This is a genomic window from Pontibacter sp. Tf4 (assembly GCF_014212495.1).
Taxonomy (GTDB): domain Bacteria; phylum Bacteroidota; class Bacteroidia; order Cytophagales; family Hymenobacteraceae; genus Pontibacter.
In genome coordinates, this window is sequence record NZ_JACKZC010000004.1 from 191,586 (window position 1) to 216,027 (window position 24,442).

Annotated in this window: 27 protein-coding genes and 1 pseudogene; 11 read left to right on the top strand and 17 right to left on the bottom strand. The window is 47.0% G+C overall.

Going from position 1 to position 24,442, the window contains the following annotated elements; genetic code table 11:
• Complete coding sequence (locus H7F15_RS08120) at nt 1-1,245, bottom strand: 3-deoxy-D-manno-octulosonic acid transferase (RefSeq protein ID WP_185196474.1); 1,245 nt, start codon at nt 1,243-1,245, stop codon at nt 1-3.
• Nucleotides 1,246-1,361: 116 nt separating this feature from the next.
• Here H7F15_RS08120 and H7F15_RS08125 point away from each other — a divergent pair, with 116 nt between their 5' ends.
• From H7F15_RS08125 to crcB, 3 genes are all read left to right on the top strand, one after another.
• Nucleotides 1,362-1,991 carry an HAD family hydrolase gene (locus tag H7F15_RS08125; RefSeq protein WP_185196475.1) on the top strand — a complete coding sequence of 210 codons (630 nt, stop codon included), beginning with the start codon at nt 1,362-1,364 and terminating at the stop codon, nt 1,989-1,991.
• Nucleotides 1,992-2,073: 82 nt separating this feature from the next.
• Nucleotides 2,074-2,505, top strand: a complete 432-nt coding sequence (locus tag H7F15_RS08130; protein WP_185196476.1) for a VOC family protein — start codon at nt 2,074-2,076, stop codon at nt 2,503-2,505.
• Between the two features lie 13 nt (nt 2,506-2,518).
• On the top strand, nt 2,519-2,890 hold the full coding sequence (gene crcB, locus H7F15_RS08135; protein ID WP_185196477.1) for a fluoride efflux transporter CrcB: 372 nt from the start codon (nt 2,519-2,521) through the stop codon (nt 2,888-2,890).
• A gap of 3 nt (nt 2,891-2,893) precedes the next feature.
• On the opposite strand, the gene H7F15_RS08140 is transcribed toward crcB, so the two are convergent.
• Nucleotides 2,894-3,208 carry a helix-turn-helix domain-containing protein gene (locus H7F15_RS08140; protein ID WP_185196478.1) on the bottom strand — a complete coding sequence of 105 codons (315 nt, stop codon included), beginning with the start codon at nt 3,206-3,208 and terminating at the stop codon, nt 2,894-2,896.
• A gap of 122 nt (nt 3,209-3,330) precedes the next feature.
• Between H7F15_RS08140 and H7F15_RS08145 the strand changes: the two genes are divergently transcribed.
• On the top strand, nt 3,331-4,242 hold the full coding sequence (locus tag H7F15_RS08145) for a ClpXP adapter SpxH family protein (protein ID WP_185196479.1): 912 nt from the start codon (nt 3,331-3,333) through the stop codon (nt 4,240-4,242).
• A gap of 77 nt (nt 4,243-4,319) precedes the next feature.
• Here H7F15_RS08145 and H7F15_RS08150 read toward each other — a convergent pair whose 3' ends face one another.
• From H7F15_RS08150 to H7F15_RS08170, 5 genes are all read right to left on the bottom strand, one after another.
• Nucleotides 4,320-4,949: a peroxiredoxin gene (locus H7F15_RS08150; protein ID WP_163915208.1), complete on the bottom strand. Its 630-nt coding sequence runs from the start codon at nt 4,947-4,949 to the stop codon at nt 4,320-4,322.
• A gap of 29 nt (nt 4,950-4,978) precedes the next feature.
• Nucleotides 4,979-5,446 (bottom strand): Fur family transcriptional regulator, encoded by a 468-nt coding sequence (locus H7F15_RS08155; protein WP_185196480.1) that lies wholly within the window; start codon nt 5,444-5,446, stop codon nt 4,979-4,981.
• 609 nt (nt 5,447-6,055) lie between these two features.
• A complete protein-coding gene (locus H7F15_RS08160) occupies nt 6,056-6,829 on the bottom strand; it encodes an enoyl-CoA hydratase-related protein (RefSeq protein WP_185196481.1) in 774 nt (257 codons plus the stop codon).
• Nucleotides 6,830-6,918: 89 nt separating this feature from the next.
• Nucleotides 6,919-7,071, bottom strand: a complete 153-nt coding sequence (locus H7F15_RS08165) for a hypothetical protein (RefSeq protein WP_185196482.1) — start codon at nt 7,069-7,071, stop codon at nt 6,919-6,921.
• A 203-nt stretch (nt 7,072-7,274) separates the two neighbouring features.
• On the bottom strand, nt 7,275-8,534 hold the full coding sequence (locus tag H7F15_RS08170) for an aspartate kinase (RefSeq protein ID WP_185196483.1): 1,260 nt from the start codon (nt 8,532-8,534) through the stop codon (nt 7,275-7,277).
• 100 nt (nt 8,535-8,634) lie between these two features.
• Between H7F15_RS08170 and fbp the strand changes: the two genes are divergently transcribed.
• On the top strand, nt 8,635-9,639 hold the full coding sequence (gene fbp / locus H7F15_RS08175) for a class 1 fructose-bisphosphatase (protein ID WP_185196484.1): 1,005 nt from the start codon (nt 8,635-8,637) through the stop codon (nt 9,637-9,639).
• A gap of 15 nt (nt 9,640-9,654) precedes the next feature.
• Here the strand turns inward: fbp and H7F15_RS08180 are convergent, their stop codons facing one another.
• From H7F15_RS08180 to yihA, 4 genes are all read right to left on the bottom strand, one after another.
• A complete protein-coding gene (locus H7F15_RS08180) occupies nt 9,655-9,966 on the bottom strand; it encodes a hypothetical protein (RefSeq protein WP_185196485.1) in 312 nt (103 codons plus the stop codon).
• A 64-nt stretch (nt 9,967-10,030) separates the two neighbouring features.
• Nucleotides 10,031-10,576 carry a DUF5606 domain-containing protein gene (locus H7F15_RS08185; protein WP_185196486.1) on the bottom strand — a complete coding sequence of 182 codons (546 nt, stop codon included), beginning with the start codon at nt 10,574-10,576 and terminating at the stop codon, nt 10,031-10,033.
• A 21-nt stretch (nt 10,577-10,597) separates the two neighbouring features.
• Nucleotides 10,598-11,002 carry an energy transducer TonB gene (locus H7F15_RS08190; RefSeq protein WP_185196487.1) on the bottom strand — a complete coding sequence of 135 codons (405 nt, stop codon included), beginning with the start codon at nt 11,000-11,002 and terminating at the stop codon, nt 10,598-10,600.
• Between the two features lie 96 nt (nt 11,003-11,098).
• On the bottom strand, nt 11,099-11,704 hold the full coding sequence (yihA, locus tag H7F15_RS08195; protein ID WP_185196488.1) for a ribosome biogenesis GTP-binding protein YihA/YsxC: 606 nt from the start codon (nt 11,702-11,704) through the stop codon (nt 11,099-11,101).
• A gap of 213 nt (nt 11,705-11,917) precedes the next feature.
• Here yihA and H7F15_RS08200 point away from each other — a divergent pair, with 213 nt between their 5' ends.
• The 6 genes and pseudogenes from H7F15_RS08200 (at nt 11,918) to H7F15_RS08225 (ending at nt 18,488) form a co-directional block, all read left to right on the top strand.
• Nucleotides 11,918-13,150 carry a tetratricopeptide repeat protein gene (locus H7F15_RS08200; protein WP_185196489.1) on the top strand — a complete coding sequence of 411 codons (1,233 nt, stop codon included), beginning with the start codon at nt 11,918-11,920 and terminating at the stop codon, nt 13,148-13,150.
• 437 nt (nt 13,151-13,587) lie between these two features.
• Nucleotides 13,588-15,543, top strand: coding sequence for an OmpA family protein (locus H7F15_RS08205; protein WP_185196490.1), 1,956 nt, complete (start codon nt 13,588-13,590; stop codon nt 15,541-15,543).
• 139 nt (nt 15,544-15,682) lie between these two features.
• Nucleotides 15,683-16,405, top strand: a complete 723-nt coding sequence (ubiE, locus tag H7F15_RS08210; protein ID WP_185196491.1) for a bifunctional demethylmenaquinone methyltransferase/2-methoxy-6-polyprenyl-1,4-benzoquinol methylase UbiE — start codon at nt 15,683-15,685, stop codon at nt 16,403-16,405.
• Complete coding sequence (locus H7F15_RS08215; RefSeq protein WP_185196492.1) at nt 16,354-17,127, top strand: porin family protein; 774 nt, start codon at nt 16,354-16,356, stop codon at nt 17,125-17,127. The genes ubiE and H7F15_RS08215 overlap by 52 nt, the downstream gene beginning before the upstream one ends.
• Nucleotides 17,128-17,134: 7 nt before the next feature.
• Nucleotides 17,135-17,890: pseudogene (locus H7F15_RS08220) on the top strand (SDR family NAD(P)-dependent oxidoreductase).
• Nucleotides 17,891-18,002: 112 nt separating this feature from the next.
• Nucleotides 18,003-18,488: a hypothetical protein gene (locus tag H7F15_RS08225; RefSeq protein ID WP_185196493.1), complete on the top strand. Its 486-nt coding sequence runs from the start codon at nt 18,003-18,005 to the stop codon at nt 18,486-18,488.
• An 86-nt stretch (nt 18,489-18,574) separates the two neighbouring features.
• Here the strand turns inward: H7F15_RS08225 and H7F15_RS08230 are convergent, their stop codons facing one another.
• The 6 genes from H7F15_RS08230 to H7F15_RS08255 form a co-directional block, all read right to left on the bottom strand.
• Nucleotides 18,575-20,191, bottom strand: a complete 1,617-nt coding sequence (locus H7F15_RS08230; RefSeq protein ID WP_185196494.1) for a hypothetical protein — start codon at nt 20,189-20,191, stop codon at nt 18,575-18,577.
• A gap of 104 nt (nt 20,192-20,295) precedes the next feature.
• Nucleotides 20,296-21,888, bottom strand: coding sequence for a hypothetical protein (locus tag H7F15_RS08235; protein WP_185196495.1), 1,593 nt, complete (start codon nt 21,886-21,888; stop codon nt 20,296-20,298).
• Between the two features lie 99 nt (nt 21,889-21,987).
• Nucleotides 21,988-22,200 (bottom strand): hypothetical protein, encoded by a 213-nt coding sequence (locus H7F15_RS08240; protein WP_185196496.1) that lies wholly within the window; start codon nt 22,198-22,200, stop codon nt 21,988-21,990.
• A gap of 78 nt (nt 22,201-22,278) precedes the next feature.
• Nucleotides 22,279-22,557, bottom strand: a complete 279-nt coding sequence (locus tag H7F15_RS08245) for a hypothetical protein (protein WP_185196497.1) — start codon at nt 22,555-22,557, stop codon at nt 22,279-22,281.
• 58 nt (nt 22,558-22,615) lie between these two features.
• Nucleotides 22,616-23,656 (bottom strand): alpha/beta fold hydrolase, encoded by a 1,041-nt coding sequence (locus H7F15_RS08250; protein WP_185196498.1) that lies wholly within the window; start codon nt 23,654-23,656, stop codon nt 22,616-22,618.
• A gap of 102 nt (nt 23,657-23,758) precedes the next feature.
• Entirely contained in the window at nt 23,759-24,418 is a 660-nt protein-coding gene (locus tag H7F15_RS08255; RefSeq protein ID WP_185196499.1) for a hypothetical protein, read from the bottom strand.
• Nucleotides 24,419-24,442: the final 24 nt, after the last annotated feature.

Below are 24,442 nucleotides of genomic sequence, written 5' to 3' on the forward strand. Positions count from 1 at the left end.
TTATCTTTTTAACAGGCGCTGTATGTCGGCCATAATTTGTGTGGTGGCGCCTGCCTGCTCTTGTACGTATTGTTTTTCGGTGTCGGTTATAGTTTGTCTAGCGCCGGGTGTGGTATGTACCTTCTCAAAAGCAGCCAGCAGCTCATCGGCATTATTCACCGGAAAAGCACAATCTAGTTTTACCAGATCCACCGCTTCCTGAAACTTACCATACTTAGGCCCGAAAAACAGCGGTAACCCAAATACGGCAGCCTCTAATGTGTTATGAAGTCCTTTGCCAAAAGCACCACCAATGTAAGCGTACGTGCCGTAACTATAGAGCGCCGACAGCATCCCGATGTTATCGATCACCAGCACGCTATAGTTGGCTATAGTTTGGGCATCAGCCTGAGAGAACCTCACAGCACCTTCGCATATAGTTTGCATTAAAGCAGCTATACCACTTTCATGGATCTCGTGCGGCGCGATGATGAATTTTATAGTTGACTTATACTTCTGGATAAGCGGAAGTAAAACATCAATATCGGCAGGCCAGCTGCTGCCTACCATAAATACCTGTTGCCCGGCAGTAAAGGCATCCACTATAGGAATCGGTTTTATAGTGGCGGCAGTCTGCAGTACACGGTCGAAGCGCGTATCGCCGGCTATAGTTGTTTGGGTAATACCAATCCTTTGCAGCAGCTCCAGCGATTGTTTGTTTTGTGTATAGATATGCGTGAAACGGCGCAGCATGTTGCGGTTAAACTCGCCATATGGCTTAAAAAAAACCTGGTCCGGACGGAAAATAGCCGAAATAGAAAGTATCGGAATATGGCGCTGCTCCAGTTCCTGCAGGTAATAATGCCAGAACTCGTACTTTACAAACACCGCCAGCTTCGGCTGAACTATAGTTATGAACTTCCGGGCATTGGCAGCACTATCAAGCGGCAGGTAAAAGATAAAATCGGCCCCACTATAGTTTTTGCGCACTTCGTAACCAGAAGGAGAGAAGAAGGTTAGCAGTACTTTGTACTCCGGAAATTCGACTTTAAACGCTTCGATAACCGGGCGGCCTTGCTCAAACTCACCCAGCGAAGCACAATGAAACCACACTACCGGTGCTGTGTTGCCAGCAAACGCCTCCTGTAACCTCTCAAACTGCCTGTCGCGGCCCTGCAGCATCAGCTTTGCCTTCTGGTTAAAAGGTGCCGCTACGGTCAGTAGTCCGTTGTAAGCTTTCAGCCCGATGTCGTAGAGTAGTTTCAAAACTATAGGTTGTGTTCTGCTGCAAATATAGCGGTTTAGGCGGCAATAGTTTAGCCCGGCGCCATCTCTGGCAACTATAGTTTCGTACAATCCTTACCCTAAACAGCAAACCCAAAATGGCAGATAGCAACGCGCAGGAAATTAAAATAGCAGTTTTCGACCTGAACAAGACCTTCTATAACAAGAGCTCCAAAGACGAGTTTTTCAAGTTCATCAGCACCAAAAAGCCGCACAAACTCGCTTATTATGTCCAGATGCTCTACTACAAAGCGTTGCTTAAAATGCACCAGATCAGGCAAACGGAGTTTAAGGAGAACTTCTTTGATTACCTGGATAACATCCCACCCAAAAAAGTAAAAGAATACGCCAAAGAGTTCTGGGAGCAGGAATACCCGGAGAATTTTAACCAGGAAATAAAGGAACGACTGGATAAGCTGAAGAAGGATGGTGTACAGGTTTTCTGTGCTACCGGCGGGCTGGAAATTTACGTGGAGCCATTGTTTAAACTATATAAGATTGATGGCTTTTTCGGGACGAAGGCAAACTATACCGACAACACGTACCTGGTAGATGGCAAAGCCTGCAAGGAAGAAGAAAAAATTGCCCGCTTAGACCAGCATTTTAAAGGCCAGAAGTACAGAATTGTAGAAGCCTACTCCGACGATAAAGAAGAAATTGTAAAGCAAGCTGACAAAGCCTGGCTGGTAAAAGACGGAAAACTGAAGCCCTATAAAAAGCAAGCCTAAACTATAGTTTAGCTGATTGGGAAAGATATTAATTGTTCTATATTTGGAAACAGAACGATCATCTAACCTTATAAACTATACTATGGCATCAATCAGCCCTTACCTGACCTTTGCAGGCAACTGCGAGGAAGCATTCAACTTTTACAGATCTGTTTTCGGTGGAGATTTCCCGTACGTAGGCCGCTTTAAAGACATGCCTTCCGAAAACCCGATCCCGGAATCAGAAGGCAATAAGATCATGCACATTTCCCTGCCGATCAGCAAAGAAACTACTTTAATGGGATCAGATTCTTCTGAAGCGTTTGGTCATGCCACTGTAATGGGCAACAACTTCTCTATCTCTATAAACGCCGATAACGAAGACGAAGCAAAGCGTTTATTCGATGGCTTATCTGCTGGTGGCCAGGTAACGATGGCTTTGAATAAAACATTCTGGGGTGCGCTGTTCGGTATGTTCACCGATAAATTCGGTATTAACTGGATGGTGAACTATGACTATGAGCAAAAGCACTAAACTATAGTTTACCATGAAGATACTACTGGCGATTGGGGCAGGCAGTTTTATAGGTGGCGTAGGGCGTTACCTGTTATCGCAGCTTATACAATCAAAAAGCCTGACCCAATTTCCGGTTGGTACGCTGGTAGTGAATATAGTTGGCTGTTTCCTGATCGGGGTGGTGTTTGGGCTTTTTGCAAAAGGTACTTTATCAGATGAATGGCGCTTTTTTCTGGTGACCGGCGTATTAGGAGGCTTTACCACGTTCTCCGCTTTTTCCGGCGAAACGATAAGCCTGCTACAAGGCGGACAGTACTGGCCGGCTATCATTTATGTACTGGCGAGCGTGTTGCTCGGATTGCTTTCAACGTTTATTGGACTGTGGCTGGTTAAGCTGGCGTAAAAATCAGTTCAGGAAACCTTCCATACTTCTGAAAACCGACACCATTGCCTGTCCTCTCTCCGACAGGGTATATTCAATGTGCAGCGGTTTTTCATGAACTATAGTCTTCACCAGGATATCTGCTTCTTCCATTTCCTTCAGCGCTGTAGCCACCGATTGTTTGTTGGAGCCCGGTAATTGGCGCAGCAAACTATTAAACCGCACCGGCCCTTCCAGCGCCAATCTAAAGATCTGCGGTTTCCATTTTCCGGATAATTGCTTTAAAATGTTCTCGGCGGGACAACTCGCGTCGCCTTGTGAAAAATTGTTGGTAGTCATGTTTTTTTGACTAATTGACTCTCCCTGATTATAGTTCGACCTTTGTAAAAGTAGTTCAATACAGCCTGTTAGCTACTAAGGTAACAGGTTAATTTTTACAATGTTTAACGAGAAATAAAACCATGGAGACGAAACCACAAATGCATTGCGATATGGAAACCGGTATCTGCGAAATACCAAATTCAGAAGTAACTATAGAAGATACCAATATCGCCGCTACTAAGAAACCGATCAAACTTTTATACTTCACCGACCCAATCTGTTCTTCGTGCTGGGGCATCGATCCGCAACTGAAGAAGCTGGCACTGGAGTACGGACCTTATTTTGAAGTAGAATACCGCATGGGTGGCTTGCTTAGGAGCTGGGATACGTACGGTGGCCGCGATGTGAACGGACCTGCCAGCGTAGCCCAGCACTGGGAAGAAGCCGGCGCCCATTACGAAATGCCAATAGACGGCGATCTGTGGCTGGAAGATCCGCTGCCATCATCGTATCCGCCATCTATAGCTTTTAAAGCAGCCCAGTTACAAGGCGAAGAAAAAGCTGTGAAATTCCTGCGCAGAATAAAGGAGATGATCTTCCTGGAGAAGAAAAACATTGCCCGTTGGGATAACCTGGCTCTTGCTGCTGAGCAAACCGGCCTGGATGTAACGCAACTGAAAACTGATTTTGAAGGCAAAGCAGTAGAGCTGTTCCAGCAGGATTTAACTATTGCGCGCCAGCTGGGGGTGAGAGGCTTCCCGACCATTTTTGTGTCGGACGAGAACGATAACCGCGTGCTGGTGTATGGCTCAAGACCTTACGAGCAATATGAGCAGGCGCTATTGCAGTTACATCCGGAGGCAACCAAAATGGAGTATGATACTGATTACACTTCGCTGTTTGCCAACTATAGCACGCTTACCACGAAGGAGTTTGCTGTACTGGCTGGCATGAAAAAGAGCGAAGCGGAAGTGCATTTGCAGAATCTATACGAAGAAGGTAAGATTGGCAAATATGCTTCTAAGAACGGTGCGCTGTGGCTGAAGCAGTAAGCTGAACTATAATCATAAAACAAAAATCCCCGGCAAAACTGCCGGGGATTTTTTTATCAATAAGTTACTTTTAAAGCTTAGTGCTTTGCAAGGTAGTTAGATACACCTTCTTTCGTAGCCTGCATAGCTTCTTTGCCTTCAGACCAGTTTGCTGGGCAAACTTCACCTTTCTCTTCGAAATACTGAAGGGCATCAACCATACGCAGTGCCTCGTCGATAGAACGACCAAGCGGAAGGTCGTTCACAACCTGGTGACGAACTACACCTTCTTTATCAATCAGGAACAGACCACGGTAAGCAACCGGCTCACCAACAAATTCTACCTGGCCTTCTTCGTTGTACTCGTAGTGACCAGCCAATACATCGTAGTTCTGAGCAATTGTTTTAGAAGCATCAGCTACAAGCGGGTAGTTTACACCCTCGATACCACCCTGGTTACGTGGTGTGTTCAGCCATGCAAAGTGAGAGAAATGTGTGTCAGTAGAGCAACCAACTACAGCAACGTTTTTACGCTCAAACTCCTCCATTCTGTCCTGGAACGCGATGATCTCGGTAGGGCAAACGAAAGTGAAGTCCATTGGGTAGAAATAGAAAATTACGTGCTTCTTACCAATGTACTGCTCCAGAGAGAAGTTTTCTACAAACTCGCCATTTTCAACGGCCATTGCTTTAAAAGAAGGTGCTTTTTTACCTACTAATACTGCCATGTTTATTTAATTTTTAGGGTTTTAATAATCTATTTAGAAACTCGTGTAATACTGATTTGTTTATCGGGCTCCACCTTATTTCCTGTCAGTTGCACCGAAAAGCCTTTGATCTCGAAGTTGTCAAGCTTACGTTTGCTGAAAAAGTCTGTCAGTAGCTGCTCCAGTTCTTCGTCCTCAAAATCAACGATCTCTTTGGTTTTGCTGCAAAAGATGTGGTTGTGCACATGCGTGTTCGCATCGTAGCGCTTGCCACCTTTCTCCGAGAGTGCCCTTTTGATCAGGCCGGTCTCCACAAACGTATCCAGTGTTTTGTAAACTGTACCCAGCGAAATGGTAGGATTTGCCGATCGCAGGTGCTGATGCACTTCTTCGGCAGTAGGATGGTGCCCATGCAACTCCATCACCGACTCAAATACCACAATGCGCTGGTGTGTGGCTTTTAGTCCACCATCTGTCAGGCGCTGTCGTACTTCGTCTCGTGTGAGTTTATGCTGCATACCAGATAAGAATGTTTCTTACTTAGGAAAAGTTCCTGCAAAGATAGAAGTAAGTTTGAAAGTTAAAAAGTTTGGAAGTTAGAAAGTTTAGGAGTTTCAGAGTTAGTGAGTTGAAAATGTAGAGACGCAATACGTTGCGTCTCAGCTATAGAATTATAGGTCTGAACGGGATTGCCGTAGGTTTAATAGTGAGCAACCTGTAACCAACTATAAATCCAGGTTGTAACTGTGTTTCTGCGTGAGCAGGAAACTATAGTTTGTTGACATTTATTAGTTGAGCGATAGTTGTAAAGGCAATTCCTATGGCGCAAGCGTCCTCGCTCGCATCAAACTATAGTTGGGTGTCCCGCCCAGTTGGATCACTGATCCAACATAATAGATAAGTCACAGATCACAGATCTGCGCCAGCATGTGACTTTAGGCAAAACTATAGTTCTATAGTTGCGGCTATAGTTAGTCTTGCTTTTGCAAAGCAAAGACAGTTACAAACTGGCTGCCAAGCCTAACCACCAGTTACCACTGCGTTCAAACTGGCGACATAGTCAACTTTCTAACTTCCAAACTTTTAACTTCTTAAACTCCTAAACTCTCTAACTCCTAAACTATAGCCTATCTTCCCTTAAATTCTGGTGCACGTTTTTCTACAAAAGCATTCATGCCTTCGGTCTGGTCTTCGGAGGCGAAGCATAAATAGAAATTCTTGCGCTCAAAGTGCAGGCCTTCGTCTAATTGCGTTTCAAAAGAGCGGTTTACAGATTCCTTGGCCAGTTTAGTAGCTACAGGTGACATTTTAGCAATTTCGGCTGCCAGTTTAAAGGCTTCATCTAAATATAGCTCAACTGGTACCACACGGTTTATCAGACCTTGTTTTTCGGCTTCTTCGGCGGGCATAAACTTACCGGTCAGTACCATTTCCATGGCTTTGGCTTTGCCTATGGCTTTGGTCAGGCGTTGCGTGCCACCAGCGCCCGGCATTACCCCGATCTTAATTTCAGGCTGACCGAACATGGCAGTTTCTGAGGCGATGATCATGTCGCAGGTCATGGCCAGTTCGCAACCGCCACCCAGCGCAAAACCAGAAACGGCTGCAATAATTGGCTTTTTGGTTTTACGGATCTGGTCCCAGGTCGAGAACTGATCGATGTTTAGCATGTCGATGGCTGTTTTACCGGCCATCTGTTTAATGTCGGCACCGGCAGCAAAGGCACGTTCGTTTCCTGTTATGATGATAGCACGCACCTCATCGTTCTCGTCCAGCTCTTTCAGGGCATCGCGCAGTTCGCCCATCAGCTGCAGGTTCAGGGCATTCAGTTCTTTGGGGCGGTTTAGCTGTATTAAGGCAACATGCGGCTGTGCCTGTGGGGTTACAAGTATAAATTCCATAGTTATCTGTTAGTCTTTTTATGCAGGCTAAGTTAAAGGTTTTTGCAGCAAGGGCATAAAAAAAGCCTGCAGTGGCAGGCTTATAGTTTTTATATGGCTACTTCTTCAGGCTCCTTGTCAGATACCAGTTGGTAGTAAAGTTTTTTTATCTGCTTTGATTCGTGCTCTTCAGATGGGGAAGCATAACGTGGCTTTATGTCTCCGGCTTTTACCGGTTTCACAAAATGGGGTACCTTCAGCACAAACCCTAGGTATAACAACCCGCAGAGTAAAAATAATTTGAAAAAGAAGTTCTTGTTAACTTGCTCTACTGGTTGCATAAAAAGCACATATAAAAAGGTGGCATAGGCTCTTATATACGAAGTTTATATATTTATAAACTGTAGTTTTAAAGGAACTTTTGCAACTCCAGAAGCAAATATAAAAAAATTAAATTGTTTTTATGCTATTTGCTCGCAAATTGGAAAGTTGTGCGTGTGCGCTGCTCCAGCAGTACGCTTTTGCCGGCTAAAACGTTGTTCATGCTTTCGGTATCGTAGTTCTTTATAGTATACAAAGTGAGGCCCGAATTATAGTGTATCACAAACTCATCCTGCAGGGTTTTTCGTAAGGTTTGGATGCGCTGCTCATGCCAGTCGGTGCACACCGAGAACGAAATAGCTGAGTTCTGCATCAGGTTTATCTTTAACCGCAGCTCCGACAGCGCATTGAAAATAGTACCCAGGTTTTTCTCTGAAATGAAGGTAAAATCTTTTACGCTGAAAGAGATAAGGCACTGGTTCTGTTTTACGATGTAAGCCGGTGCCAGCTTTTCGTAACGGCAGTCGCATATTTTGGTGCCCTCGCCGGCAGGGTTCAGAAACGATTTTACATACAACGGTATCAGCTTGTTTGCAAGCGGCTTTATCGTTTTTGGGTGAATGACAGAGGCGCCATAGTAGGCCATTTCTACTGTTTCCTGATAGGATATCTCTTTAAAGCGGATCGTATCGGTAAAGTATTTCGGGTCAGCGTTCAGCAACCCTTCCACATCCTTCCAGATAACCATTTCTGTTGCATCCAGGCAATACGCAAATATCGCTCCGCTGAAATCAGAACCTTCGCGGCCGAGAGTGGTAGTAAGGCCATTGTTCGTGCCTCCTAAAAAACCCTGTGTAACTATAAGCTGTTCGTTGAGTATAGCAGGCAGGTCGCGTTTTACCAGGCGTTCGGTCCAGTCCCAGTCTATTTTTGCTTCGCGCCAGGTGGTGTCGGTCTGTATGTATTTGCGGCTGTCTACCCAGGTATTGTTCAGGTTTTGCGACTTTAAATAATGGTGCAGAATAGTAGAGGCCAGCAGCTCGCCGTAGCTTACGGTCTGGTCATACAGTTGGTCGTAACCGGCTGCTTTGTTCAGGTGGCGGAGGGTATTATCCAGTTTAGAGAACAGGTGTTCCAACTCTTCGTATATAGGGCTGGCTGCATCCGGGAACAGGGCCTGTACGATCTGGAGATGATACTGGCGGCTTTGCTCCAGCGCCGGGGAATGGTCCTGCTGGTGGTAAGCCAGGTCAAAGACCTGTTCCAGTGCGTTTGTGGTTTTGCCCATGGCCGATACAACTATAAGCAACTGGTTACTGCCACCATAGTGCTGCACAATGTGCGCCAGGTTCCGGAAAGCGGCTGCATCTTTCACAGATGCACCTCCAAATTTGAAAACTTTCATTCAGTTAAGGATTATACCTCGTAAAAATAGGTAGCCTTCGTTTATGAATCAAAAAATGATATTTTTGTACATCCATATATAAGTATAAACTTCTGCTTCTATGAACTTCAATCTGGCATTACCTGTAGGCACCACGCTCGACAGGTTTATTATGAGAAAAGAGAAAGATTTTCCGTATGCAACCGGAGAGCTTTCGCAGCTGCTGCGCGATATTGCCCTGGCAGGTAAAATTGTGAACCGCGAGATAAACCGTGCCGGCCTGCTGGATGTAACCGGAGCTTTTGGCCAGCAGAACGTGCAGGGCGAAGAACAGCAAAAACTGGACGTGATTGCCAACATCCGCTTCATCAGAGCGCTGCGTAACGGCGGTGAGGTATGCGCGATCATTTCAGAGGAAGAAGAAGAGATCATCCAGACTGGTAACACCAAAGGCAAATACATTGTGGCCATCGACCCGCTGGACGGATCATCTAACATCGACGTGAACGTATCGATCGGTACGATCTTCTCTATTTACAGAAGAAAATCAGAAACAGGCTGCGACGGAACCCTGGAAGACTGCCTGCAGAACGGCACGCAGCAGGTAGCAGCCGGCTATATTATTTATGGCTCATCTACCATGCTGGTATATACGACCGGGAACGGCGTAAACGGCTTTACTTATGAGCCGTCGCTTGGCGAGTTCTTCCTGTCGCACCCGGATATCAAAACACCGGCAACCGGTACGGTATATTCCTGCAACGAAGGCGGTGTGAACAGCTTCCCGGAAGGCATTAAAAACTACCTGAACTATTGCAAGGAAAACGGTTACTCAGGACGCTACATTGGCTCGCTGGTAGCAGATTTTCACCGTAACCTGCTGAAAGGCGGAATTTACATTTACCCATCTACAGCCAAAGCACCAAACGGCAAACTGCGCCTGATGTATGAGTGCAATGCCCTGGCGTTTATAGTTGAGCAGGCCGGCGGAAAAGCCACCGATGGCAACCGTCGTATAATGGAATTAGAGCCAACGGAGCTGCATCAGCGCTGCCCGCTGGTAATCGGTTCTACAGAGATGGTAGATAAAGTGGAGGCTTTTATGAAAAGTGAAGTAGCGGTTTAAACTATAGTTCAGCTGCTAATTAGCACCATAGATAAAGCGGGTCTGCGCCTTTTGCAGTTCCCGCTTTATTGTTATACGGGCTATCTGTAAGGCAACATCTTCTTCGGTAGGGGCAAGCATGGCCTGTTTTACCTGGCGCTCCTCCACATCAATGCGGTACAGTATGTTCAGCAGGCGGTTCAGGTCGTGGCGGAGCAGGTGCAGCACGGCAGGTGCCAGTGTCTGTTCCAGTTGGGCTATAGTTGGGGCGTGCGGCAGGTTATCTGTTTCGAAATACCGCTGGAGGTGTTGGGCTGTGCCGGCAAGAACTATAAATGCATACTCCATAAACTATAAACTATAGGTAATATAAGCAAAAAGGCCTTCTGTTGCAGAAGGCCTTTTCAGTTGGTTATTCTTTTTTCTTTTTAGTTTTTTTGGCTTCCCCTTCTGCAGGTTTGGCTTCGGCTTTCTCAGCCTTTTCAGCTTTCGCTTTCTTAGGTTCAGCTTTTTTGCCTTCTTCCTTTTTAGCGTCTTCCTTTTTGGCTTCTGCTTTTTCAGGGGCTGTAAAACCTACATGCTTTCTTACGATCATGTACCAGTTAGCCAGCTTTTTCATGTCCGACAGGTATACGCGCTCCTGGTCAAAATCAGGAAGAACGGATTCCAGAAAGGCTTTGTACTCGCTGTCGTCCGGTTTTTCGCTCAGGGGCAGTTTGTCGCCGTATTTTTCGTTGATGCGTTCAAACACGTCAGCCAGAGGCACAGTAGTTTCTTCATCAGTTGTGTAGATCGAGATCTCATCGAGCAGCGACATGCGCTGGCGGGCCTGCGCTATAGAGCGCTGCGGCTTGTCAGATAAAGATTCTACGATAACACCGGTACGGGTTGGGGCCACTACGCGGTACAGGCCGTTCATGCCGGAAATGGCTGCAACTTGTCTTAGATCAATTGGCATAGTACGAATAAAAACGTATAGTTATAGTTTAAACATGATCGGGATACTAACATTCAGGGCATAGCCAGGTGCGTTAAACTTAAGCAACCTTACAATGCGCATCGCTTCCTCGCCGGTGCCGGCGCCTGCATTGCGCAATAGCTTATAACCTGATGTAGAGCCATCCTCATTTATAGTGAACCCGATAATACACTCGCCCTGCACACGGGTGCGCTTGGCCAGGGCCGGGTACTTCAGTTCTTTTGCGATAAACTCATACATGGCTTCCTGGCCGCCTTTGTAGTGCTCTGCAGCAGGCAATACTTTAGATGGCATCCAGTAAGCTGGTTTCTCAGTCTGCTTTTCGGTGCCGGTCTCGGTCTGCGCCGAAGCGGTTAGTGCCACAAAGGCAAATAAAAGAAACAAAAACGAAAATTTAGTTTTCATAAGAAACAAAGATTAAAAAATTCAACATTAAAAATAGCGTTTGTCTGGCATTCGAGTTTTGATCAAGCAAAAATCATACGCAAACAAACTATAGGACTATTGTTGCTGCACCTGCATGTTTACTTCATCTATAAAGTTCAGCAATTCGTCGCGGCCCAGGCGTTTCTCTGATGAAGTTACAAAAATACGTGGCAGCTCGTCCCAGGTTTGTCGCAGTGTACGCTTGTAGGCAGCTATAGTTGAGTCGGTCTTAACAGAAGACTGCTTATCAGCCTTGGTAAAAACAAGCACAAACGGCACGCCCTGTTCCCCCAGGTTCTCTATAAATTCCAGGTCCTGTTTCAGGGGCTCGTGGCGCGAGTCGATGAGGACAAATACGCAGGCCAGGTTTTCGCGCTTCTGAAAATAATAGTTGATCATCCGGCGCCAGTCCTGGCGCGACCCCTTGCTGACCTTGGCATAGCCGTAACCGGGTAAGTCTACCAGGTACCAGGTGTCGTTAATCAGGAAGTGGTTTATAAGCTGCGTTTTACCCGGCTGTGCCGATGTCTTGGCTAAGCCTTTCTGCTCGGTAAGCATATTAATAAGCGACGACTTGCCTACGTTGGAACGGCCGATAAAAGCGTATTCCGGCTTATCAGGTGCGGGGCATTGCTCTACCCGCGTATTGCTCATTAAAAATTTTGCTTCTTTTATAACCATGCCGCAGCTTCTGATTTGGTATGAAACCCGGATATTTGTAATATAGGGGTCTCGAAATGTATAAAACTGTTAACTTAAGCAACTGAGTACAGGAACATAAGCATTAACAAAGGTACATTTAATTTGCCAAACATGAAGTATATGCCTTTTTCTTGGTCGTGCCTTGCGTCTCTAACGCACGCATCCGGTTTACAGTATAGGTTCCGCCCTGCTATGGTACGGTATGTATGCCTGCTGCTTGCATTTGTGTTACTGAGTAGCATGGTGCTGCCTGATGCTACCCCGGATGCCAACATGCGCCGCGCCGATAAAGCCTACGCCAAAGCCGACTTTGCGGAAGCTGCCGAATGGTACCAGAAGGTGCTGGAAAAGGAACCGGAAAATGTGCAGGCACTTTACAAGCTGGGCATCAGCTACCTGGAGATGCGCGAGCCACGCAAAGCCCGCCTGTGCCTGGACAAAGTGAACAAACTAAACCCGCAATTCGGGCAGAAGGTGATCGTGAACCTGGCAGAAGCCCTGCACCAGAACTACGAGTTTGAGGAGGCCATAAAATACTACCAGCAGGAAATTTACGGAACCGGCCGTGCCGACTGGAACTATGTGGAAGTGATCCGGAAGCGGATAGAGGAATGCAAGGCAGGGATGGATTTGCTGAAGCAGCCTTCGGTAGCGCAGGTAGTGAACTTGGGCGCAGGCATTAACTCAGCAGATGTAGAATTCTCGCCGGTGCTGGCCATTAACGATTCGGTGTTGCTGTTTACCTCTCACAAGGCTCCTGAAGGACCCGAACAGATCCGCATCTCAAACAAAAAGAACAATAACTGGCAAACATCTAAAGAGTATCTGCCTGCTACCAACACCAAGGCGGGACATGCTATAGTTACTGTTTCGCCAAACGGCAAAGTGCTGTACACCTATTCTCCGGCAGATGGCCTGCGCAGCTACGATGAGTCAAAAAATTCGTGGGTAAACCCCAAACCTATGCCGATACCGCTTAACCAGCTTGCCAACGAGTCCTCGGTACATATAACAGAAGACGGACAATATGCCTTTTTTGCCAGCGACAGGCCGGGTGGTTTTGGCGGACTGGATCTGTATGTGAGCCAGCGCTTTCCGGATGGAACCTGGAGTGCAGCCATTAACCTGGGAGCCAGCGTGAACACGGCTTACGACGAAGAAGCCCCTTTTGTAGATTTCCAGACCAAAACCCTGTTCTTCAGTTCGCGGGGACATAATACCATGGGCGGCTATGATATCTTTAAATCAGAGATGCGCGATGGCAAGTGGCAACCGGCCCGCAACGTAGGCTACCCGATCAACTCGCCGCACGACGACCTTTACTTTACCCTGAATAAGGGCCGCACTACTGCTTATTTTTCATCAGACAGACCTGATGGTATGGGCGCGCTGGATATTTACCAGATACTTTTCTTGGCACAGTAACCCGCCGGGCATATTTCAGTAGAAACATATGTTCAGATCCGGTTAATAAAATTGATTTTAGAAAGTCTTCGCAGAAAGAGCCGGAACTATAGTTGCCGGCTCTTTTTTTGTGAAATAAACATAAATCAATACCTGAACATATATGAATACCATATTTTTTATATATTTGCCTTAATTCAATTGTATATAAGTAATATTATAGTAATTGGCTTTGATTTCCGAGATCATCATCCTTTACCGGCGTATGGCAACAATGGCTGCATGCGGCATCTTTGATGATTAATACAATTACTCACAGATAAATCTATACTTCCATATACTAATTTTAATATTGCTCGTATAGATGCGAAATAATGGTACATAGTGCCGCACTTACGCTTACCCTGAAGTTTTACAGATCAGTCCAAACAACAAAAAGTATAACAAACCTTTACAACATGAATCACTTAGCCAAATCGTTTTCACGATTTTCTTTGCTATTGGCACTGTTGTGCCTGGTGACTTTTACAGTCTCGGCGCAAAGCAACAGAAAGCTGATTAGAAGCGGGAACAAGCTTTTTGCAAAAGAAAATTACAGAGCGGCAGTTCCTTTTTACGAGCAGGTGCTGGCCAACGACCCTAACAATGCCGAGGCATTGTACTACGCCGGTATCAGCTACATGACCTTTGACAAGGAAAAGGCAGCAGACTACCTTTACAGAGCGCAGAAAATAAAGCCTAATGTAGACCGTGACCTTTCTTACTGGTTAGGCCGTGCGGACCACATTAACTACCGCTTTGACAGTGCGATCGAGCACTTTAAAGAAGCTCAGAAAAACCTGCGCCGCCGCGATGAGGAGCGCCGCGAAGAATTAGCCATGCTGATTCAGCATGCAAACAATGCGAAGCGCGAAGTGGCTAACCCGAAAGATATTTTTGTGAAAAACCTGGGCGGCGTTGTAAACTCAGCGTACTCAGAGCACAGCCCTGTAATTTCGTCTGACGATAACTACCTGCTGTACACGTCGCGCAGCTCGGAGGCTACCGGTGGTACACCGGCCCGCGATGGCGAATACTACGAAGATATTTTTGAGACGACCAGAATAGGGGAAGACGAATGGTCGCCGACCAAGCGCGTAGCCGGAGCTCTGAACAGCCCAAGCCACGATGCCTCTATCCAGTTGTTTGACAATGATACCAAGCTGCTGCTTTACCGTGCTGATAATAACGGCGACATTATGGTTGCTGAGCGCCAGGCCGATGGTACCTGGGGCGAGCCGAAAAGCATTGGTCCAAACATCAATACAAAGCACTACGAGTCTGATGCCTACATCACAAAAGACGGCCAGACCCTGTATTTCTCTACCAGTGCCTACTCAGAGTACGGCGACCTGGACATCTATGTATCGAAGCGCCAGGCTGATGGCAGCTGGGGTGCTCCAAAAAGCATCGGCTCAACTATAAACACGCCGTTTGATGATGACAGCCCTTACTACTCTGAACACAACGGTACCTTATACTTTGCATCCACAGGCCACAACACCATGGGTGGTTACGACATCTTTGCCTCTAAATATGATTCTGTAGCAAGACGTTGGGCCAAGCCAGTGAACATGGGTGCTCCTGTAAATACGCCGGATGATGATACCTACTACCGCTTAAGCCCGGATGGCAGCTATGCGTACCTGTCGTCTTACAGAATTGGCGGCTACGGCGAGAAAGATATCTACACCATCAACTATATCCGCAACGTACGTGTGCAGGGCCAGGTGTTCTCTAAAGTTGATAGCCTTGCCATACCAGGTGTAGAGCTGATCTTTAACGGTCTGCAGGCAGATAAGCGCCCGATCTCTTACCGTGATGTTACCCGTCCTGACTCTGCTTTCTACCAGGTAGATATTCTTTCTGGTCGTACGTTCCAGGTGCAGGTATCTAAAGACGGTAAACTGATTACGACGGAAGAACTGGAAGTGCCGATGACGCTGAACGACACGACAACTATAGTTCGTAACTTCTACATTGATTACGTAGACACCACTGCCACACGCGCCGGTGTACTGGCCATGAAGCCGATCTACTTCGATACGGATGAGTACAACCTGCGTCCGGAGTCAGTGAACGAGCTGGACAGAGTAGTAGCCTACATGAAAGCGAACCCGCTGGTAAATGTTAGCATCGAAGGCCACTGCGACTCGCGTGCAAGCGATGAGTACAACATGAAACTTGGTGAGAACCGTGCCGTTGCCGCTTACGAGTACCTGAAGAGCAAAGGCATTTCTGAAAGACGTTTAGTAACAGTTAGCTACGGCGAGCGCCGTCCGGCTGTGCCAAACACATCGGCCGAGAACATGCAGCTGAACAGAAGAACAGAGTTTAGAGTGCTGGAAAGAGCTGATCAGCCAGCAAAACAATAACTATAGTTTCGGGTTATAAAGGACCTGAACAAACTGTAACACGACAGGCCGGGTATTTGCCCGGCCTGTTTTTTTATTTAAACCGTGTATTATAACTGCAGGTAGCGTATTTTTGCCTGATTACTTTTTAATTGCAACTATGGCTGTAGTACCTTATAAAGACCAGAACGGAGACAAAAAATCGCAGGTAGCTAAAATGTTTAACAACATTGCCGGTAACTACGATTTTCTGAACCACTTCCTGAGTGCTGGCATCGATATTATCTGGCGTAAAAAAGCAGTAAGCATGCTGAAGCCGATCCAACCCAAACAGGTGCTGGATATTGCCACCGGTACCGCCGACTTCGCCATCGAAACACTGAAGCTTAACCCGGATAAAATTACGGGTGTGGATATATCGGAAGGAATGCTGGCTGTAGGGCGTGAGAAAATAGCAAAAAAGGGCCTGGCAAATAAGATAGAACTACAGTACGGCGATTCGGAGAACCTGCCCTTTGCAGACAACACCTTTGATGCCATCACCGTAGCCTTTGGGGTGCGTAACTTCGAGAACCTGGAGAAAGGCCTGTCGGAGATGTACCGCGTATTAAAACCGGGCGGCATGGCCGTGGTGCTGGAATTCAGTAACCCGCGCAGCTTCCCGATGAAACAATTATACCAATTTTATTCCCGGAACATACTACCTATGATAGGTAAGATCGTTTCTAAAGACAATGCCGCTTACACGTATCTGCCCGAGTCGGTGCAGGCTTTCCCGGACGGGCGCGCATTTCTGAACATCTATGAGAAAGTTGGATTTAAAACGACACAATGGCACCCCTTAACATTTGGCATAAGCTCTATCTACACCGGACGAAAATAGCGTTACTGGCTTTACTGGCTATAGTTATAGTTGCCCCGGCAGCACAGGCCCAGAAAAGAATAAACACGCTGAACAAACCCGGCTACGACGACAAACTGATACATTACGGTTTTTACCTGGCGGCCCCTCTTACCCGCTACCAGATACAGCACTCGCAGGAGTACGCCGACCAGCTGGCCGCCGACCCTGCAGGTGGTGAAGGTACTACCAACGTGAACGCCAAGTTCAGCCCCGGCTTTTATACAGGCCTGGTACTGAATGTGCGCATTGTGGACCACCTGGATGCCCGCTTTGTGCCCGGTGTTGGTTTTTACAGCCGCCGCATAGAGTATACCAACATGCCCCAGGAAACTGGTGAGCTGATGACAGAAGACAAGACCATCAGCTCGACGATGGTAGAGTTGCCGGTACTGCTTAAACTGAAGGCCCAGCGCCGCTCCAATGCCCGCATGTATTTTGTGGCCGGTGTAAAGCCAGGCATAGACCTGGGCAGCGGCAAAAGCGACGAGAACCCGGACCGTGGACTGGCTGTGAACAAATTTGATCTGGCGCTGGAGTATGGTTTCGGGGTAGACATGTTTTATCCGTTCTTCAAGTTCGCCCCGGAGATCCGTTTTTCGCATGGGCTGATAAACCAGCACAAGCAAACTACCAGTGCGTATAGCCGCCTGCTGCAGAAGCAGACCAACCATAACATATCGCTCATCCTTTTCTTTGAATAAAACAGAGATGTCTAAAATAGCACTTGTAACCGGAGCTACGTCCGGTATTGGTCGCGCTACTGCTGTGGCGCTCGCAAAACAAGGGTACCGCATTATAGCTACAGGCCGCCGCAAAGAGCGCCTCGAGGAACTACAGCAGGAACTGGAAGGCACTACCACGGTGCTGCCGCTCCTGTTTGATGTGCGCAACAAAGAAGCCGTACAGTTTGCTATAGCCTCGTTGCCCGCCGAGTGGCAGCAGATTGATGTACTGGTGAACAATGCCGGTAATGCCCATGGCCTGGCCCCGATACAGGAGGGTTCGCTGGAGGACTAGGATGCCATGCTGGACATTAACGTGAAAGGTTTGCTGTATGTAAGCCATGCCGTGATACCATTGATGCAGCAGCAGGGCAGAGGCCATATTATTAACGTAGGTTCTATAGCCGGGAAAGAGGTATATGCCAACGGCAACGTGTACTGCGCTTCAAAACATGCAGTAGATGCCCTTTCCAAAGCCATGCGCATCGACCTGATACAGACTGGCATCAAAGTATCGGAGGTGAACCCGGGTGCGGTAGAGACAGAATTCTCGGAAGTAAGATTTAAGGGCGATAAAGCACGCGCTGCAACGGTGTACCAGGGCTACCAGCCACTTACAGCGGACGATGTTGCCGACCTGATCGCGTTTATAGTTACCCGTCCGGCGCACGTAAACCTGGCCGAAGTAATGATATTGCCGGCTGCACAGGCTTCTGCTACCGTCATGAACAAAGATCTATAGTTGAGCTATAGTTTAACCGGTTCAGACTAAAATAGCTTGTAAACGTATAAAATAGGATGTTGCCAGCACGAAGCAGGCATCAGTTTTATTTAAGTACATTAATACACAAGCTATGAAAGACGAACAAAAAAATCAGGGACAGCAGGGCAACCAGCGTTCTGATAAGAATCAGCAGCAGGGCAGCAGCCAACAGCCACAAGGTAGCCAGCAACAGGGCAGCCAGCAGCAAAGCGGCCAGGGCCAGAATAGAAGTCATCAGCAGGGATCTCAGAACCAACCACAGGGCAGCCAGCAATCCGGCGGCATGCAGGGACAGAATAGAAACCAGCAATCCGGTAGCCAGGGTTCGGGAATGAGTGGCCAGCAAGGCGGACAAAGTTCCGGTATGGGACAGCAGCGCAGCGGCCAGGGACAGAGCTCAGGTATTAACCAGGGAGATTCGAACCAGGCTAACCGTACAGGAGCAACCAGTAGCGGCATGCGTGGTACTGATGCCACCTCAAGCCAGCAGCAGGGCCAGGGCGCACAAAATGCCAAAGACCAGAACAACCGCAGCGGCAGCGACAGTGGCCAGAATACGAACAAAAAAGATCGCTAACTATAGCAATTGCTAAACTATAAAAGAAGGGCAGCATCCTGTACAGGATGCTGCCCTTCTTTTATAGTTTATAGTTCATTGTAAGATCAATCGAGGTAAAAGTGCAGCAGCCAGCCGGAGCCGGTAAAATCTTTTGCGCGCAGGTTATCATCGGTCTTTACTTTGGCTGCTTTGCCGGCCTTAAAATGGTTGCCGTAGGTGGAGTCTGTTATAAAGATGCGTTTACCTTTTGGCTTCTTTTGAGAAGTGGCCTCATAGGTATCTTCTCCGTCGCCACCCCAGATGCTTATCTTTATTGGATGAGGGCTTTCTCCTGAGAGCATAAACTGATCGTTGCCATTTAAACCGTATAGTATAAGGTCTTTTGTATCGTCGGTGTGGTAAATCCTTTCGAACAGTAATTGTTTTACCTCACCCTTTTTAGTGGTTTTATATACCTGCACCTGTACTTCTTTTTTGCTAAGCGGCTTTATTAAAAACTGCTCGTGCTTATCTGATCCCACAACTATAGCCTGCTTTGCCAGGATGCGGTAATACTCCTGAGCCAACTTAGGCAGGTTGTTACGGTGGTGTTTTACTTTTGCCATTATCGGGGCCGCAGTTAGCTTGTAAATGGTATCCGGCATGGCCTTGAACGCATTTTCTATCACCTCATCTGTCAGCTCCGCTTGCACACTATCGGCAATTTCCTGCCAGTCCTGTTGGCTGAGTTCTGCCAGAATGAGGGCATCTAAGTGGCGGGCGTTATAGTTCAGTTTTGCCAGATCAGGCATGTTGCGGCGATAGGTCCGGAAGTGTGGCTTAAAGCGCAAAAGGCGCGTTATCCAGGGAATTGGCGCATCGTGCAACTTATAGAACACATTATCGCGGTCGCGGGGAACGGGGCGGTAAAGGTAAGCTTTATCTTCCGGCTCCAGTTCAGCCCAGCGCCAGTTATCTTCGTGCCGGCTCCAGTCGCCAATCAGCATATCAAACAAACGCGCTCTCAGGTAATTCCGGGCATCCATTCTGGTATCGTTGTCTGATAAGCGTTCGGTGAGCATAGAGCGGGTACTTTTTACTTTTCTGGCGTGGCCCATATCCGGGTTATCCTGCTGGTTGCCCGCGGGCCTGCGTTCCAATAGTGCCACGGTGCCGCCTATCTGCTCTGTAAACTCGCCTAGCCTGGGGTCGTGCGGAATGTACACTACTTCCGGAGTGGTATGGTAAATGCCAATTGCCTTGGCCATGTCGGGCAGTACAAGGGCTGCATACGGATGGGTGGCAGAGGTAGCATCGCGGGCAATGTTGGCAACATAACTTTTCTGCCATCTCGGCGACAGGGCACCGGCCGGTTCTTTATCGATGGAGCGGAGTACATACTCCACGCTATCCGGGTCGTAAACACGCAGGCTCATCGTCTGGCGACTGCCGCCCATTTTCGCGGGAGTCAGTCCGCCATGTGCAGTCCCGATATCCAGCACTTTTACGGGCACAGGCGTGTACCAGGCCGGGCGGTAATGTTTGCCATACAACAGCGTGTGCAACGTGCCACGCTTGTAGTGCATGCCCGCCGCCAGGGTAATGGTGCTATCGCTATAGTTGGTAATAGTGTCGGCGTTTGCAGGTGCCGAGGCTACCTGCTTTACGGTATGTGGGTAGCGTTGACAACTGCTAAACAGCAAAGCAAACAACACTCCGAAAAGCAAACGAGGTACCTGCAACGTTTTAGTTATTGAAACAGCAGTATTGTAAACCATTATATTTTAAGGTAAGTGTCAGAAGGTCAAAACTTCTTAACTCTCAAACTTTAAGACTTTCTAACTTTCTAAAATCCTTCCCTGTCAAAGGCATGCACCCGGATATCCTTCGTGGTCTTGTCTTTGGTTTCGGGGCCGGCTTCTATTTCGGTGCCGCGTGCGGTATCGTATACCCAGGTCTTTTTAGATCCATGTTTTACTTTCGATGTATCTTTTATCTCGTCTTCGCCGCGGCCGCCAACTATAACTACTTTAATGCCTTTGTTTACCTCACCTTCTACTTTAAATTCATCGTCCTCGGCCAGGCCGTATAGTCTGATCTCTTTGGTCTCGTTGGTGAAAAAGGTTCTCCGGTAAATGATGGCATCATCCGACTTTCGTTTTACAATTACTTCGGTCTCGTTATCATTCAGGCGTTTTACTTTAAACTCATCTTCTTCGTCGGTGCCAATTACAAGCGGCTCTTTGGCGAGTATCTCGTAAAATTCTGCAGCTGCTTCACGTAGCTGGTCGCGGCGGCTACGCAGTTTTTTGGCGGTATCTTCTCCTTCCAGCGCATAAACCGAAGGCGGAAGCTGACTTACCGCTTTCTGTATCACTTCATCGGTGATCTTCTTTTGCAACAGCACAGCCACCGAATCGAACTGCGCGCGCGTTACCTGTGCCAGTGCCCGCTCGTCCAGAAACTCGGAGTTCATGGCCAGGGCGTACACATCGTTTATGTCTTCGTCAAAGGACTCGAATTTGCGGATGGCCCAGTTGCGGCTGAAGATCCAGGGAATGATGCCGTCCTGGAAACGGTAGAACACGTTGTCGCGGTCTTTGGGGATGGGGCGGTAAATGGTGTTGTCGCCTTTTTTGTACTCAGCCCATTCCCACTGCCCTTCGTGGCGGTCCCAGTCGTTCATCAGTATGTCCAGCAGGCGGGCTTTGGCAAAGGTCGGCTGATCTATAAAATGGTCGTCTTCTTCAAACAGCTTGTTCAGCATCTTTTTGGAGCTCACAATATCCACGGCATCGCCCAGTGCCGGGGTTATGGCTTCTTTGCCATCGTACTTTTCCTCCAGCATAAAAATGTTGTCGCTGAAGCGCTCGCTGTGCTCGCCAAAAGTGGTGTCGTTGGGGGCTACGTAGTATAATTTGGGCATAGAATGCGGTATGCCGGCTGCCTCGGCCAGGGGCGGTACTATAAGGGCGCCATAGGGGTTTATAGCCGATGTCTGGTCGCGGAGAATGTTGGCTACAAAGGTTTTGCGCCACACGCCGGGCACCACGCTTACGGGGTCTTTATCGATAGAGCGCAGGGCATAAGTAAAGCCCGTGCTATCCGACAGGGTCATGCTGGTCGTCTGGAAGCCACCGCCCAGTTTCTCGAACTTCAGGCCACCTTTTACTTCGTTCAGGTGCAATACAGGTAAGGTAACCTCGGCATTCCAGGCATTGCGGTAGTGCGTGCCCCAGAACAACCGGTGCAGAAAGCCGCGTTTATAGTGTTTGCCCGCCTGTACCGTTACACTGTCAACAGCATTCGGATCCTGTTCTAATTTCTTGTAAACAGCCGGGTTTACAAGGGGCGTTTTGGCGTAGAAGTTTTTCCGGGCGCAGCCGGTGGTGCTTATAAATATGAGTGCAAGCAGTGCCTGCAGGTATATCGGTTTCATAGGTAGTTCAGAATATAACTCTGATGCTATCTAACGTAATTCCGATATAATGTTTACAGGCAGCGCTAACTATAAAGTTGTACGAAAGGAAGAATCCTGCTATTGTGAAATGTTTCTGCGGAATATTAATTTCTTATATAAGAGCTGCAGGGCAGAATAAACTATAGCCCACGACAGCACATCAACTATAAACTTATAGGTAAATACGCCTTCTTCATGCAGTTTGTACTCAAAGCCTACCAGGTAATGCGTCAGGTTAACAATGATATAAGTGGCGATAAGCAGGGGAATGGTTGGTAAGTTGTCTTTCATGGGTTATAGTTTATAGTTGGGTATAGTAATTACTTAAGTAATCTATAGTTGTAATTCAGTCCTGTACATTCAAATCTGTTATGGCAGGTTATAGATCATCAAAATGAAAACGGCTACAAACACTATAGACACCGCTATCTCTGACCAATACATTAGCCTGTATTTAGATTTCAGAGTCGGGTCAGCTTCCTGCTTTATCAGTTCACGAAATTTAGAACCGTCCTTACGGTGAATCCAATAACTGACTTCATACCCTTTATTTCTTAAGATAGCTTTTATCTTATACCCCAGAATATTTCCGGCAACTATGAGAATAAAGAGCAGGATCTGAAGAAATTCAAAGCTTATATTTTGCATTTTAAGATAGCTTTATCCCTCGGCTAAGCCGGTTAATTTTCTTCTTCGTTATAGTTTACTACCGAAGCTTTAACCCCTTTTTCACTGCTTTATATTGTGCATCAATCACCGCCTGGTTGTGGCCGTGGGCGGCGCCAGGAACCAGAATATACTCTTTCTTCGGAGCCTTCACTTTATCGAAATAGGCTTTGGTTAGCGCTGGTGCAGTTAAGATGTCTTTATCGCCTTGTATAAAGTACACTGGTATCTTATAGTGCAAGCCATTTTTTATAAAGTCTACATCAGCGGCCATTGGTTTAATGCCCATTTGTTTGTGGCCGGCAAAGTGCAGGAACGAATAATCGTCGCCGTTATATCGGTCTTGGGCATCTTTCTCATTATCGTATTCAGGCTTTAGCTTCCACCAGGTTGGTGGCGCTGCTACTGAGTTTTGCTTCTCATACTTTTTAATGATGCGCATTAGCTGTCCCTCTTTTCGGGCGTCCTCGTAAGGCGGTGCTCCCAGTGCAGCCAACTTTTCCAGCGACTCCTGGTCGTTAGCTTTCTGTGCCATTTGCTGCACCATGTTGTATGCATTTATAAACCCGGCTGTATAGTTTACAATTTGTGCGTGGCCAACGTAAGCCGTGAAAAGATCGGGGCGGGCAAGCGCCATGTTAGCGCCCAATATCGAGCCCCATGAAGTACCAATAAGGGTTATCTTTTTCTTGCCCAGGTGCTTGCGCAGGTACTCCGAAAGCTCGATGCCGTCGGCTGTCATTTGTGCCAAGGTCAGTGGGTTTTCTATCCAGTAATCTTCGGTTACTTCGGCGGGGGCATTACGGCCGAAGGTTCTGCCTGCGCCACGCTGGTCCCAGTACACCAGTACAAATTCTTTTTTCCAGTGGCCGTAAATGGCATCGTCGTACTGGCTCATGGTGCTGCCCGGCCCGCCATGCAGAAACAAAATAACTGGCTTGCTCCTGTCTTCGCCGCTTATAGTTACCCATTGCTCTATACCGCCAATCGTTATAAAGCTTTCTTCATTAATGGGCTTTGCCTGGGCGAATAGGTTTGAAACTATAGAAAGAAGGAAGATGAGGAGTAAGGTGTGTTTCATGGGGCGGAAGATCGTTGTATGTTGGGTCGCGATTTTTAGGTAAGTTTAAATGGACAGTTGTATATATTAAACTAAAATAAGTTTAGTTTACTTTGTTAAGATTTAATAGAAGGTCTCAATAACTGTTTTTACCTTCTTCCATTCTTCTTCATTTATTTTCTCATAGATTTCAGCATAGCCACCACCACAAAGTGAGCCACAAGTGAAGCCATGACTAACTAAAACATACTTCTGGTCTTTTGAGAAAATTGGCGGAGAAATGTAATAAAGCCAACCCTTAAAGTGATTATGAAACTTTCCGAAATTAAACCTGCCTACTTCATCTAATGCTAAAGCCATTGAGTCTTGAGAGATTAAAATAGGTCTCCCAATGTTTTGATTATTGAATGAGCAAGCATCTACTGATTTGAATTGACTAAGTATATACTCTTTCTGATCAACTCCCACGAATTCTATGAAATCGTTGATTTCAAGCTCACTCATTCTACTAATAATGGGTCTACCTTTATTGCTGGTTAGATATAATAAATAAGGCTCTGAGCTTAAATTATAAGTGCTATCAAAAGAAGCAGAATTGGAAAGAAAGTATATGAAGTTTCTGCAGTTTTCTTCTAAGCTTTTTAGCTGATCACCATTAAGAATATATTGAACATTCTGGTCCTGTTTATTAGGAATTCGAATGCTTTCATTTTTCTCAGTGATATGATTGCAGCTGAAAAGTAAAAGTGTTAAGGCTGGTATGGATATTTTGTGAAATCCCATAGAAGAATTTTTTGTTTCCTTTTA

Bases quoted from the DNA above. Each gene is read 5' to 3' on its own strand.
- H7F15_RS08255 (WP_185196499.1), bottom strand. From the start codon at position 24,418: ATGGGATTTCACAAAATATCCATACCAGCCTTAACACTTTTACTTTTC.
- H7F15_RS08215 (WP_185196492.1), top strand. From the start codon at position 16,354: ATGGCACCCCTTAACATTTGGCATAAGCTCTATCTACACCGGACGAAA.
- H7F15_RS08185 (WP_185196486.1), bottom strand. From the start codon at position 10,576: ATGCCAATTGATCTAAGACAAGTTGCAGCCATTTCCGGCATGAACGGC.
- H7F15_RS08170 (WP_185196483.1), bottom strand. From the start codon at position 8,534: ATGAAAGTTTTCAAATTTGGAGGTGCATCTGTGAAAGATGCAGCCGCT.
- H7F15_RS08245 (WP_185196497.1), bottom strand. From the start codon at position 22,557: ATGCAAAATATAAGCTTTGAATTTCTTCAGATCCTGCTCTTTATTCTC.
- yihA (WP_185196488.1), bottom strand. From the start codon at position 11,704: ATGGTTATAAAAGAAGCAAAATTTTTAATGAGCAATACGCGGGTAGAG.
- H7F15_RS08130 (WP_185196476.1), top strand. From the start codon at position 2,074: ATGGCATCAATCAGCCCTTACCTGACCTTTGCAGGCAACTGCGAGGAA.
- fbp (WP_185196484.1), top strand. From the start codon at position 8,635: ATGAACTTCAATCTGGCATTACCTGTAGGCACCACGCTCGACAGGTTT.
- H7F15_RS08190 (WP_185196487.1), bottom strand. From the start codon at position 11,002: ATGAAAACTAAATTTTCGTTTTTGTTTCTTTTATTTGCCTTTGTGGCA.
- H7F15_RS08140 (WP_185196478.1), bottom strand. From the start codon at position 3,208: ATGACTACCAACAATTTTTCACAAGGCGACGCGAGTTGTCCCGCCGAG.
- H7F15_RS08155 (WP_185196480.1), bottom strand. From the start codon at position 5,446: ATGCAGCATAAACTCACACGAGACGAAGTACGACAGCGCCTGACAGAT.
- H7F15_RS08240 (WP_185196496.1), bottom strand. From the start codon at position 22,200: ATGAAAGACAACTTACCAACCATTCCCCTGCTTATCGCCACTTATATC.
- H7F15_RS08160 (WP_185196481.1), bottom strand. From the start codon at position 6,829: ATGGAATTTATACTTGTAACCCCACAGGCACAGCCGCATGTTGCCTTA.
- H7F15_RS08150 (WP_163915208.1), bottom strand. From the start codon at position 4,949: ATGGCAGTATTAGTAGGTAAAAAAGCACCTTCTTTTAAAGCAATGGCC.
- H7F15_RS08225 (WP_185196493.1), top strand. From the start codon at position 18,003: ATGAAAGACGAACAAAAAAATCAGGGACAGCAGGGCAACCAGCGTTCT.
- H7F15_RS08205 (WP_185196490.1), top strand. From the start codon at position 13,588: ATGAATCACTTAGCCAAATCGTTTTCACGATTTTCTTTGCTATTGGCA.
- H7F15_RS08125 (WP_185196475.1), top strand. From the start codon at position 1,362: ATGGCAGATAGCAACGCGCAGGAAATTAAAATAGCAGTTTTCGACCTG.
- ubiE (WP_185196491.1), top strand. From the start codon at position 15,683: ATGGCTGTAGTACCTTATAAAGACCAGAACGGAGACAAAAAATCGCAG.
- H7F15_RS08235 (WP_185196495.1), bottom strand. From the start codon at position 21,888: ATGAAACCGATATACCTGCAGGCACTGCTTGCACTCATATTTATAAGC.
- H7F15_RS08200 (WP_185196489.1), top strand. From the start codon at position 11,918: ATGGTACGGTATGTATGCCTGCTGCTTGCATTTGTGTTACTGAGTAGC.
- crcB (WP_185196477.1), top strand. From the start codon at position 2,519: ATGAAGATACTACTGGCGATTGGGGCAGGCAGTTTTATAGGTGGCGTA.
- H7F15_RS08145 (WP_185196479.1), top strand. From the start codon at position 3,331: ATGGAGACGAAACCACAAATGCATTGCGATATGGAAACCGGTATCTGC.
- H7F15_RS08250 (WP_185196498.1), bottom strand. From the start codon at position 23,656: ATGAAACACACCTTACTCCTCATCTTCCTTCTTTCTATAGTTTCAAAC.
- H7F15_RS08180 (WP_185196485.1), bottom strand. From the start codon at position 9,966: ATGGAGTATGCATTTATAGTTCTTGCCGGCACAGCCCAACACCTCCAG.